We start from the raw sequence: 12,558 nt of genomic DNA on the forward strand, positions 1-12,558 counted from the left end.
CTACTGGCTGTACTCTTCGAGCCTTCGCTGCTCAAATCTTACCGCCTCTTCAACGTAATTAACCTCTTTCTCTTCTTTAATTGGCTTCTCACTTTCATCGACAAAAGGCTCCTCTACACTCTTCTTAAGCAGCTTCCTATAGTTAGGGGGTCGAGGCGCCCCTATAAGCTCAGCCGAAAATCTTGCAATTAAGGGCAGATACTTCTCGTATATGTTCATCTTCTTCTTGACAAAAGCGAGTGTGCTCTTTCTGGAGAGGTAGGTGCTGAGTCTTCTAAGGACCTCCCTTAACCCATTCTTTAACTCTCTTTCAAGTTCGGGTCTGTCTGCCAGATACTCTTTTCCCACGGTCTTGTAAGGCACCTTCGTTGAGCATACGTGCGTTATGATAGTTAGAGGCGCGTCTTGTGGAATCTTATACCTCTTCCAGTCTATCTCCTCGTTAACCACCTTCCAAGATATATCGTTAGCCTCATCATATAGAAGCGGGATTCTATTAGCGAACCTAAGAAGCTTCAACCCGGGCTCAACATTCTTCCCACCATATGCTAGACCAACCTCCACGATAAATGGGAAGCCAGAGTATGCAGAAGGAGGTCTCTGCACCACCGCTACAAACTCAGGCTGCAATTCCTTTTCTATGCCTGCGGCAAGAAGTTCCTCGCCTAAAGGTGAAAGGCATCTAGAATCTGGTGGTAGGAATTTATCATATGAATGTAGAGCACTCCCAAGCCTAGTTATCTCATCATTGGTCAAATCTTGAGGTTTCTTATTGGGGTCTAGACCAGCGTATCTTAGAAAGTCTTCCGCGATACGCTCACCAACCCTGTGAAAGTTCTTTGAAAGAAACTTCTTTAACGTGCTTTCACTAGATTCTCTGAGCAGCCTCCTAAGAGCCTCTAGGTCTATGCCAAGGGGGTGTGGGAGCGTCTCTTTCGCTGGCTTCGGCATCTTCTCTGTCACCCGCTCATAGAAGCAGAGCCTACCACTTGGGTCGATGAAGAGAATATTAGCATAGGGTGTTACGAGCGCTGTCTGCTTAAAATATTCCTGTATCTTTAATCCAGCTCTACTATAGTCGCCTTCTAGTGTGAGCTGCACAGATACACCTGTTTTGCCGAGAGCCGGCTTGACCGATTTGTTAAGCACAAGAGGTGTATTGTCGTGTATATTGACCATCATCTCAAATGTGTACGCCTTTTCTCCATCTACAGAAGTCGTAACTAAAACGGGCTTGTTTGTCGTAACTTGTCCGTAAAGGATTGCCATTGTAGCACCCATACCAAACATACCTCTAGACTGCTTAAGCTGAAACTTACTCCCGTAGAATATGCGGGCAAAAGCGTCTGGCACATACTTCGGCTCAACACCCGGACCATTATCTTGGACCTTCAGTATGTAGGGTTTTGGGTCTGCTAAAGCACCGTCTAAGTCAGCAGAAGTTATTCTCACAAATATGTCGGGTAATATCTGCGCTGCCTCACACGCATCCAACGCATTCTCAACCAACTCTCTCGTTGCAGAGTAGAGGGCTCTGCTTGGGTTACTGAAACCAGCTAGATCTCTATTTCGGTAGAAGAATTCGCTAGGCGATATCTCCTTGAAGAGAGTCTGTCTCTTAGCCACCCCTACTCCTCCTCCCATAGTTTTAGGCGCTCAAACTTTGCTTGCTGCCTGGCTCTCTGCAGCATCCTATATACTGTGCTATGTTGGCTTCCTGATGCGAGCATCTTTACAGCTTCTGATGCGAGCCTAACCCCATCTGGCTCACCTATTATGGCTACAGTATGCCCATAAACAGAGATCTCAGTCCCTGTAAGCTCTTCTATTACTCTCCTTGCTTTGCCACGTAACCCGATTATTCTACCTTTTATTCTGGTTAAAGCGTCTTTAGATCTGCCTACGTATTCACGAAGATCTATAGTTTCAAGTATGTATTTATCGCTAAGGAGCTTAAACGCTCTTTGGGGCGAAAATCCTCGGCTTATCGCATTAATTATAGATACAGCTTTAAACGGCTCAGCCTCCTCAACCGAACCCTTCAGCTTCACAGTAACCTCCCCAGTTTTGCTGTCTACGTCGAGAGATACATTGCAAGTCTTCTCTATTTCTGCTTTCGTCAAGCCTTGCTTACCTAACAGTACACCTACACGATCCAAAGGTATCCTTAGCGTCTGTTCAAAGCTCATTCGCCCTTCACTTTTTTAAGTAAAGTTTTCGTTTGCAGAATCTTCACACCGTTTTTGGCGAAGAAGCGATTGAGATTCTCTAAGTCACGCAGAAGAAATTCATCTGCATTAGGGTGGTCTATGCTTACCGCAGAGCCGAAGTCAAATAAGATGACTTCACCCTTCCATTTGAAGATGTTGTATTCGGAGAGATCTGCGTGCACCAACTCCGCCCTCTGATAAAGTAGACGTATCTGCTCTATACAAAGGCGGTAATCTTTCTGTGTTACTTCTTCCACCTCTCTTAGGGTTGGGGCTGGTGTGCCGTTCTCACCTATGAACCGCATGACAAGTACGTTACGGTTCAAACCAAAAGGTTCAGGAACCTTAACTCCTGCTTCATAAGCTTCGGTTAAGTTACGGTATTCTTTTTTAGCCCAGACCTCGACTATGTCGTGTATACCTCTACCTACCTCGGCAAACCTAGGGTCACCTTCTATGTATGGTAAGCGTCTTCTAAACTCCGAAGCTACGGTCAGATAGATCTTCACAGCAACGTCTGTGCCGTCAGCCTTCTTACCCCAATAGACTCTTGACTCTTTGCCAGTCTTGACTACGCCTAAGAGTATGTGGAGCACACCCTTGTTGATAAGCTTGTAGAGCGCCATCTTGGTGCTTTTATCAAAGACATCTTCTACTACCTCGTAGTCTTCTGAGCGCTTTCTAAGGTATCTGCTCTTCTTCTCATACTCTAATATCCTTGCCCTTACCTCCTCTGGAAAATCTCCCTCGCTACTCCACATCCAGCTCATCCTCAGAGGTTTAGTGGTAGATACCCTTGTGATTTTAGGAGGTCTACTTGTGCTATCGTGTAGCGCCAGATGATATCTCCACGCTCATCGCTCTTAAAGTCCCAGGGTGCTACTAAGACTACATCATTATCCCTAACCCATATTCTACGCTTAAGCTTCCCTCTTATTCTACCTATCCTAGTTTTACCATCAGCGCATTTAACAACCATAAGGTCACTTCCAAGCCTCTTAACTACTCTACCAAGTACCTCCCCTTCACTAGGATAGACCATCTCCTTTAACTCCTCTTCACTTATCACTTTCCTCTTTCCCATATTTGATCACCTAACTTACACCCTCTTCACAACCTCAGAGTTGGGTGTAAGCTTATTAATAAGGTAGATTGGTGAGTGTATTAAACTTTTATGAAGGTTCGCAGGTGTTGTCAGCCTAGGACCGGTCGAAAAACTTAAAATGGGGGCAAAAAGTGTTGGAAGGTATCGATAGTTGTGTGGAGCCTTGGCTTTACCATTAGATAACATTCGCATCCTGGATTTATCAAGGGATTTAGCCGGCCCCTTCTGCTCGATGATTCTTGCGGATTTAGGGGCTGAGGTGATTAAAGTGGAGATTCCGGAGAGAGGTGACGAAGCAAGGTCTTGGGGACCTCCATTTATCGGCGGTGAAAGTGCGTACTTCCTCAGCGTAAACCGCAATAAGAAGAGTGTTACGATAAATTTGAAGATGGAGGAAGGTAGAGAAATTTTGTATAAGATGGTTGAGAAATCTGATGTTTTTCTGGAGAATTTCAGATGGGGTGTTGCTGAAAGACTTGGGATTCACTACGAAAAAATCAGTAAGATAAACCCGCGCATAATCTATTGTTCCATATCTGGTTTCGGTCATACCGGGCCATATAGGGATCGCCCAGCTTATGACATAATCATCCAAGGGATGAGTGGGATAATGGACATCACTGGCGAAGATAGCAGACCACCTGTTAAGGTGGGTGTGTCAATAACGGACTTAGGTGCTGGTATGTATGCGGCTATCGCCATACTCTCCGCTATCCTAGCGCGTGAAAGATCTGGAAAAGGGCAGTGGATCGACATATCCCTTCTAGATTCGGCTGTTTCATTGCTGACGAATGTTGCTGCAAACTACTTTGCTACCGGTGTGGCTCCTAGGCGCATGGGGTCAGCCCATCCGAATATCGCTCCCTACCAATGCTTCAAAGCTGCTGATGGGAAATATTTGACATTAGCCGTTGGGAATGATGAGATTTGGAAAAGATTTTGCCGCGCTTTAGGTTTGGAAAAGCTGATCGACGATCCAGAGTTTACAACAAACCCGAATAGGGTTCAAAACAGGGAGAAACTAGTTTCCGTGCTCAGTGAAATCTTTCTAACGAAGAAACGCGATGAGTGGGTTAAGTTTCTTTTAGAAAGGGGGGTACCTTGCGGACCAGTAAATACGTTAGAAGAAGTATTTCGGGATCCACAGATTCTTGAGAGGAACATGTTAGTCGAAATCAAGCATCCTAAGGCGGGTAAGATCAAGCAGATTGGGATACCTATTAAATTCTCGCAAATAAATTTAGATGTGCAGTCTTCACCACCGTTGCTGGGGCAGCATACGGAAGATGTTCTTAAAAATCTATTAAATATGAGCAGCCAGGAGATAAATCGGTTAAAAGAAAAGGGAGTTATTTGACAGGGCGCTCATGGACTTAGAGGGTTTAGAATAGGCATGTTCTTGACTAAAACAGCCCCTTCTACACCTCAGCAACATAAATAAACACCCTCCCAGACCACCAAGCTACAGATAACCGTAATATGCATCTATAGCACCATATGGTAAGGGGGAAGAGGCGCAGCCCAACCAATCGACGGGCGATCTGACCTACTCAACAGGGATGACGAGTAAAGTGTTGGGTTGTGCTTCAGCCCCCAGCTGTAGAAACGGGCCGGTAGTTCAGTGGTATGAGCAGCTGCTTAGGCTGGTGCAGACGCCCGCCTCGCACGCGGGAGGTCGGGGGTTCAAATCCCCCCCGGTCCACTTATTGAAAGAGGGTTGAGTAATATGTTGTAAGCAGTAACTACTTAGAAGTAAATGAGAACGGATGCTTCAACTTCACCAGACTACCTATATTGTCACCGAACTGAACAATCCATCGCAAAATTGCCAAAAAAGAAAAGTTCTTAAATCAACTTCGGGAGAGTTAATTGAAAACCGATTGCAGCAAGAGCCGGTCTCATCGCTCATCAAAATAATGCTCGCTCTAGTTGATAATATGAAGAAGAGCGGGAATCCTGTAGGTGTTTCGAAAGATAAATTATCATCTTGGGCTAGAGGGGTAGAGCAAGGCAACAGCAGTTTGGTTTTATGTACTGGCTGTGAATATCAGCTCATCCCTTATTTTCTTCCTTTGGTTGATAGAGTGAAGAAGAGCGGATTGGTAGAGAGTAAGCTGTTAGACTTTACACTTAGGTTAAAGGGCTTTGGTCTTGATTTTGTGAGCTTATTTGCATCTTTGAGCGCAAAAGATAGCGACTATTATAATGAGTTGGTGCGTAAACATCTTCTACTGTTACGTAGAGTAAAAGAAGATATCGCTTTCCTACCCGACGAATTGTACCCTGGGACTCTACTTTACGAATTCGGTTTTCTTGAAGAGTTCGTGGAGCACGCGAAAAAGGTTTCGAAGACCTTTAAGGAGAGGGGTGTAAAGACAATCATCACGATTTCTCCTCACTCATTAGAGATGTTTAGATTGGTCTACCCTTCTTTTGTAGATGGGTTTGACTTTGAAATCGTCCATTACCTTGAGTTGCTTACAAAGTATGCTTCGAATCTGAGGCTAGCGGTCAAGGAACCTACTTCAGTTACGATACACGATCCTTGCCATCTAGCGAGGAGCATGAATATTGTAGAGGAGCCGCGAGCGATCCTGAACTCAGTAAAGGGTGTGGAATTAAAAGAAGTGCCTTTTGCAAAGAAGCGGTGGACTACCTGCTGTGGGGCGCCGATAGAGACCTTTCTACCGATGTTAACAGAGGGTATAAGCCAGAAGCGGGTAAAAGAACTGAAGGAGAGCGGCTCAGACATCGCCTTAACCCTTTGTCCATTCTGCCACACAAATCTAAGAAATGCTTCTTCGACCTCTGGTTTAAAGGTTATGGATTTTGTAGACTTCCTTAGCAGGTGTATAGAATCTTGAAGGCTGCTTTTGATGAATATTATCACCGACTTATGGAAGCTTTTCAAAACGAGAGTATTGCGCTGGCTATAGAGCGTGCAACAGCATCTTACCGCAAGAATGTTACAAATGCTCTGACCAAGTACCCGCACACTGTGAAGTTGGCGAAGGAGGTTAGAAGTATCAAGGAGCGATCCGTCGATCGGTGGGAGGATCTGTTAAAGGAGGCGATGGATAACATAATCAGCAATAATGGGCAAGCATACTTTGCTAAAACAGCAGGGGATGCGAAGAAGATCATAAGCGATCTCGTAGGAAGAGAGAAAGTAGTGGTGAAGTCAAAGAGCCTTACATCAGAGGAGATTGGTTTACGTCAGCATCTAGAGTCTTTAGGAAACGAGGTCTGGGAGACGGACTTGGGAGAATTTATAATTCAGTTGCTGGACGAGGAGCCGATGCACATACTAAGCCCAGCTATCCACGTACCGAGAGAGGAAGTGGCGAAGCTCTTCTCTAATGTTATGAAAGAGAGCATCCCAGCAGATATCCAAAAAGAAGTGGGGGCTGCTAGAAGGTTTTTGCGGAATAAATACATAAATGCTGATGTTGGGATAAGTGGTGCAAACATCGTATCCGCTGATACTGGCGCGGTCTTCGTGCTTGAGAATGAGGGTAACGCCCGCCTCGTCACAGGCCTACCTGAAAAGCACATAGTATTGGTCGGGATAGAAAAGCTAGTTCCAACCTTAGCGGATGCTTTTAAAGTTGCTGAAGTTACATGGCGCTACGCACAATACGTCATACCATCTTATATGAGTTTAATAGGTGGTCCAAGCAAGACTGGTGACATAGAAAAGGTGATCACATATGGCGCACACGGACCCAAAGAGTACCACGTGGTTTTCATCGATAACGGGAGGAGTGAGTTAGCAAAAGACCCAGACTTAAAGGAAGCTCTTTACTGCTTGAGGTGCGGCGGCTGCATGTACGAATGCCCCGTCTTCTCACTTGTAGGTGGAAGGTTCGGTCACAAGTATTTTATAGGCTACGGTGCGGCTTGGGAGTTGGCTGTTTCTGGATTAGAATGGGCAGCACCAATAGCTTACACCTGCTTACGTTGCGACAGGTGCAAGGAGAGGTGTCCCGTCGAGATAAATACTGCCAAGATAGTCTTGAGAATAAGAAGATTGTTTGTTGATAAGTATCGCTCTTCTAAATAGATAAAGTAGCACGAGACTTCGGCACTACCTTTATTAATTATCAGCCCTCTCTAGAGGGTAGAAGGTTGTCTGGTGTCATAGCAAGTAGGTTAGGGAACCAAACATCAACCTTGGTTAAAAGCTTCACTACTAGAGCGGATAGATTAAAGGGTAGGTGCGAGTTCCAAGCTCTATTCAAACGCGCAAGTGGAGAGGAGTGGCTGGTTGCGGCGCGTAAGTTCTTTGACGCTCAAGAGGGGTTAGCCGTAGGTATAGACGGCTCTATGGACTACGATGAGCGGCTCGAGATGATTCTGTTTTATGTCTGTGCAACAGCCTATAAATGCCCTATTCGCTTCGATGGGAAGAGTATAAATGTCGGCGTGACAGCTGCTGAGCGCGACTCAAGATTTACAGCCTCTGCTGCTATACCGCTTTGGCTTGACGATACCTCCTATACCCTTAATCCACTTACCTCAACAGATGTGGAGTTTGAATTTAAGCAAGCGTTAGACCGAATCCCATACGCTATAATGACTTTAGGCGAACTCTCACTCGCCTTAAAGACAATTAGCCAAGAAGGTGTGAAGGTACTCTTCCTCGACCGACCTCTATCAGGGACCTTCGGTCCAGCAGCAAGAGACCTTAGACTCCTTCTAAGAATAGGTACCTCAGCGTTAACCGAGATAGAGACCCAAGAGGGTAGGGTATCTATGCTCGATCTCAGCTTGGCTTCGGTGCTTGGCCCTGGAACCTTATATGTCCCTGCGCGCCCACCCTATCTACTCTATCGAGCTATACAGACTTTAATTCAGCGAGGCGAGTTGACGAAGAGCGAATTAGCTAGGGAACTTAAGATAGGTGATGAGGAGCTTCACAGACTTGTGAAGAAGCTGAATGAGATGAATGAGCACTATAATCAGCAGCTGCTCGAAAAATGTGATCTCATGAGTATATCCCTTAAACCAGAGGTTAAGGATTATTGGGCTAGGACTAAGGCGGTGGCTGAAGCTGTTAGAAGGAGGGTCTTTGAAAGCGACGAACATCCTCTACAGCTCGATGAAGATAAGTGGCTGACCGTCCTCGACATAAACGCTGTGAACATCTTTCTAATCTACGAGCTTTTACATCAAACACAGAAGAAGAGAGTACTAGTTATAGGTGTGACCAAAGATACCGTGGCATCAGATTTTACGAGAAGCGTAATTCCATACGCTATATCCCAGAATATATTGGAGAGTGGCGAAGCACCGTTGATAAGAAATGATAAAGCGTTCTTGACTGTCCTAACATCCGTTAATGAAGAGTTTATTGAAACGCCTTGGAGGACGCTGAGTTATGATATCTGCTTCACCACGCTGGTTAAGAGCGGTGAGCAGAGAGCTCCTCTACGTGCTGCTCGAAAGATTGTCTTCAGAGAAAAGTTCCTAGTCAAGTCATATTTCCAGCTGAAGACTTTTGCGACAGATAATCGAGCACGCTCACCTGTATTCGTATATGATCGCTTTTACCACCCTGCCTTTGATGAAACTTTCTGTAAACCTCTAAACGTTTTGTCGAGAGATAAGGTTATTCAGATAGAGCCTTATGTTGAAGACGGTGGTGTAAACCCTCTTGATAATCTAATACTAGTTATCCTTTCGCAGTCTGATAACCCTGAAGTGCTGGAAGCCATCGGGCATAACCAGCTTCTCTACTTAGCTGATAAGGCTGTAAAGGCTGAAGTTAACCTTATGAGGGCGATGCTTAGAGGAATCGCTGACCTTCACCTAGGAACTCTCACAAGAAAGCACCGCTACTTCTATATAGCGAAGGGATTTAGGGGCGCAAGATCTGAGATAGAGGAGAGTAGGAAAAGAGCAGCCCGAGTAGGTGGTTTGGAAGCTTGAATCCTCAAAGTATCTTTGATGATATGGGTGGAAAGTTCGAAGCAAGGTTAAGGGATCACAGAACCGTAGTTAGGTCAACGAAAACAAGAGAGGGAGAGATAAGCGTCTCTAACTCGATTGCTGTATTAGAGGCTAAATTCGACTTCAAGGTTCTTGATAGACTTCATCAACCATCCTTTGTTGGGATAGAGCGTGTAACATCCGAGGGCTCAAGGATCTACCTAATATATGAGATTGTTAATCTCAGACCTACACATTTTCAGATGCTTGGGATGGATGTTTCTCTACCTAAAACTGTTAGGCTGGAGTTTCTTACAAGGATAAATGATAGCTGGGGTGAGAGCGAGGAGACTTGGCTGGACATAGTGGCTGTACCCACTGGTTATTCGCTGGAACTGGAGAGTGGTGAACCAAGATTTGCGAAAACCACTCTGATACCCCTTATAGGCTCTAAGGCATATCTTCTCTCAAACTATACTGTACGCAAGTTTCTTTGCGTAGAAGAAGGTGTGCCGATAGGTACTCTGATAGGCTTTAACATGCCTTTGACCGTTGATATCGAAAGCATAGTTAGATACCACGCTGGCGTATTCGGCTTCACGGGTTCAGGCAAATCAAACCTAACATCCTATCTGATAAGAAAGGCGGTTGAAGCCATCCCAGATCTTAAAGTGGTGGTCTTTGATGTTGCTGGCGAGTATCCTATACACCTGCTAGATCTACTAACAACCAGTGGTATGGTCTTCTCAACCGAAGACTTTCAAGGCGATGTATCCAACTTCCTAAACGCTCAAGCTGTACCTGAAACATTAGAACAAAGGCTACCTGACTCGGTGCTTAGAGAGAGTGTTAAAAGATTATTTGAGGAAGGTAGGATTCAGAAGGTAGTGGCTGAAGATAGCGGGGAGTTCAAGATAGATCTGAATTTTATACTCACAACTCTGAAGAATATTTATGATTCAGGGAAAGCCGGGGCGACTTCCGCTAACCTTAAGCTTAAAGAGATCATAAAGCAGCTAATAGAGGGTAAAGGATACGATCGGAACACCGATCTAACGGAGCTTAGAGAGGAGGATAGAGAGTACCTTATCCAAACATTAGAAGAGCTGGTTCATTTAGCGCCAGAGCGATCGTCATTGAAGATAGACTTGACCGCAATTTTAGACTACCTTAAAGAAGCAGACAAGTTGAGGGAAAGCGAAAAAGTCGAAGCGCACATATTAACCCCGAACGCGTTTGCAAACCAGTTGCTGAAAAGTGACCAACCAGCTCTAAACATATTGTATCTGCCTGACCCAGACAAAGCCAGATTAATGGCGGCCAAAATCATCAACATTCTTCTCCACATAAAGAAGACCAGAGGCGCTAGAAGAAAGGTTCTGGTAGTGTTAGATGAGGCTCAAGAGTTCATCCCCGATAGGACTCTCAAAAACGACTATTCGGATGAATCAAATAGAGCGGTGGAAGCCCTTCTTAGACAGGGTAGAAAGTATAGGGCACACTGCTGGCTGAGCACGCAGAGAGTTGCACACTTGAATGTAAATGCTCTTCAGCAGCTTCACAGCTACTTTGTAAGCACCTTGCCTAGGCTATATGACAGAATCGTTATCGCAGACGCTTTCTCGCTCAGCTACGATCTATTGGAGAAGACTACTGAACTAGATACTGGTCAGTGGCTCTTTGTCTCCTACAAAGCTACTAAACAGAAGAGCGTTCCAGCATTTATACAGTCTCCTAATAACGAAGATATCCTGCTCACAAATCTGGGTGTTAAGTAGCTTCTACGTGTACAACTATTGTGTGGTATCCTGAAGCGCCCTTTGGGAATGGTTCAGATAGGTCGTCTGACTGAAGGTACCCATAGCCGTCTGTAGCCCTAACCTTAATCAGATAGCTGCCTAATGTATTAACCTCCCAATCTAACCACCATATAACCCAAGTATACTTAGAGAGGGGTTTCTTGAGGTTAGCTGTTAGCCAAGTTGAACCGCCATCTAGGCTGACTTCAACCTTAGATATGCCTCTATCGCCAGCGAAAGCTATACCAAAAATCTGCACTTTATCGCCTAGCCTTGTTTCTTGTGGTTTCGGGTCTAGTCCGAAGCGCTTTCTAAGTGGACTATAGCCAGGCACCAATATAGTTGAATGTGTCTGGTATTCTGCTTCATTAGCCCAACCGAGCTTTTGCCAAAAACCCAAGTATATGCTATCGACTACTTCTATCTCGGTTATCCACTTTGGATTCATCATACCGTAATATTTTGGTGCTATGAGTCTTAGCGGGTAACCGTGATCTGCGGTTAATGGTTCGTTATTCATTTCATAGGCTAGTATAGTCCCCTCGTCTAAGGCTACATGAAGCGGTATGCCCACGCTATATCCATCAGAGCATCTGAACACAACATACTTGGCATCATTTTTGACTTCGGCCTTTTCTAATATGCTTCTTAACGTCACACCTCTCCAAAGAGCTGTGCTTATCAGATCCCCTCCTACCGGGTTACTGACACATTCTAATGTAGCATACTCTTCTACTTGAGGCATAGCCTTAATGTCATCTAACCTTAGCTGAAGCGGATCAGTTACCAACCCATTAACCTTAAGCACCCACCTCTCTACATCAACTGTAGGCGAAACAAAGTCTTTCGAAATTGAGAAGAATAGGGGAGTTGGTGTGACTTCGTAGTCTGTCAAAGGTTTGAGAGTTTTCACATAAGGTTCCGAAAGCTTGTCTTCAGCAGATTTAGATAAAGTCAAATAGAGTAAGGTGGATAGGGCAGCTGCCACTAAAGGTGTGCTTAAAATTAGCCTTTTGATTAGTCGTCTTCTTTCAACATTTGCTTGCTGACTATGTGGTGCGAAAGCCATTAAATAGGAGGCTCCTACTATGATTCCAAAGATTACGCTTAAGGGTATGTGGTAGATTATGAGGCTACTGAGTTGTATTCGCAGTAGATCTCCAGAGAGGTTGGCAGCTAGTAATACAAGTGTGAGTGTAGTTGAGTAGGCTAAGGTAGTGGAGACGAGCACACCAACCACTCTGATTTTCTTAAATTCTTGCACATAAGTTAGAATTATACCTAAGAAACCATAAAAGCAGAGAAGTAATGCTATTCCCAGAAGAAGGGCAAGATACTTTGCAGCAGAGCCAAGTACCTCTATTATTCGGTAGGAGAGCGCTGCAGGGGTAATAGAGATTATGGCTTGTGCTATGATTTCGGGAGCGAATGGGGCGTCGACTAATATTATTTTTAGAAGCGCGGCTACCGCTATTGACGCCGCTCCAGCCACTAGTCCGGATTTAAACCCCAT

General features: G+C 44.9%; 10 protein-coding genes and 1 tRNA gene. 6 read left to right on the plus strand and 5 right to left on the minus strand.

All coding sequences use genetic code 11. The features are described 5' to 3' along the window. Genes HA494_00355 through eif1A form a run of 4 tightly spaced genes read right to left on the minus strand, consistent with a single transcriptional unit; the run spans nt 1 to nt 3,294 of the window. Nucleotides 1–1,626 carry a DNA topoisomerase VI subunit B gene (locus HA494_00355; GenBank protein ID NHV96233.1) on the minus strand — a complete coding sequence of 542 codons (1,626 nt, stop codon included), beginning with the start codon at nt 1,624–1,626 and terminating at the stop codon, nt 1–3. A gap of 2 nt (nt 1,627–1,628) precedes the next feature. After that, complete coding sequence (locus HA494_00360) at nt 1,629–2,189, minus strand: RNA-binding protein (protein ID NHV96234.1); 561 nt, start codon at nt 2,187–2,189, stop codon at nt 1,629–1,631. Continuing rightward, nucleotides 2,186–2,971: a serine protein kinase RIO gene (locus tag HA494_00365; protein ID NHV96235.1), complete on the minus strand. Its 786-nt coding sequence runs from the start codon at nt 2,969–2,971 to the stop codon at nt 2,186–2,188. The genes HA494_00360 and HA494_00365 overlap by 4 nt, the downstream gene beginning before the upstream one ends. Nucleotides 2,972–2,982: 11 nt before the next feature. Next, nucleotides 2,983–3,294, minus strand: coding sequence for a translation initiation factor eIF-1A (gene eif1A / locus HA494_00370; protein NHV96236.1), 312 nt, complete (start codon nt 3,292–3,294; stop codon nt 2,983–2,985). Nucleotides 3,295–3,478: 184 nt separating this feature from the next. Here eif1A and HA494_00375 point away from each other — a divergent pair, with 184 nt between their 5' ends. From HA494_00375 to HA494_00400, 6 genes are all read left to right on the plus strand, one after another. Continuing rightward, nucleotides 3,479–4,672: a CoA transferase gene (locus HA494_00375; protein NHV96237.1), complete on the plus strand. Its 1,194-nt coding sequence runs from the start codon at nt 3,479–3,481 to the stop codon at nt 4,670–4,672. A 250-nt stretch (nt 4,673–4,922) separates the two neighbouring features. Then, nucleotides 4,923–5,017 (plus strand) — tRNA-Ala (locus HA494_00380). A gap of 178 nt (nt 5,018–5,195) precedes the next feature. Further along, nucleotides 5,196–6,179: a (Fe-S)-binding protein gene (locus HA494_00385; GenBank protein NHV96238.1), complete on the plus strand. Its 984-nt coding sequence runs from the start codon at nt 5,196–5,198 to the stop codon at nt 6,177–6,179. 32 nt (nt 6,180–6,211) lie between these two features. Next, entirely contained in the window at nt 6,212–7,378 is a 1,167-nt protein-coding gene (locus tag HA494_00390) for a lactate utilization protein (protein ID NHV96239.1), read from the plus strand. Nucleotides 7,379–7,443: 65 nt separating this feature from the next. Continuing rightward, nucleotides 7,444–9,246: a hypothetical protein gene (locus tag HA494_00395; GenBank protein NHV96240.1), complete on the plus strand. Its 1,803-nt coding sequence runs from the start codon at nt 7,444–7,446 to the stop codon at nt 9,244–9,246. Next, nucleotides 9,243–11,024, plus strand: a complete 1,782-nt coding sequence (locus HA494_00400) for an ATP-binding protein (GenBank protein NHV96241.1) — start codon at nt 9,243–9,245, stop codon at nt 11,022–11,024. The genes HA494_00395 and HA494_00400 overlap by 4 nt, the downstream gene beginning before the upstream one ends. On the opposite strand, the gene HA494_00405 is transcribed toward HA494_00400, so the two are convergent. Next, nucleotides 11,017–12,558, minus strand: coding sequence for a molybdopterin-dependent oxidoreductase (locus tag HA494_00405; GenBank protein ID NHV96242.1), 1,542 nt, complete (start codon nt 12,556–12,558; stop codon nt 11,017–11,019). The two genes, HA494_00400 and HA494_00405, sit on opposite strands and share 8 nt — an antisense overlap.

The sequence above is a fragment of the Nitrososphaerota archaeon genome, from assembly GCA_011605775.1.
GTDB lineage: Archaea > Thermoproteota > Nitrososphaeria > Nitrososphaerales > JAAOZN01 > JAAOZN01.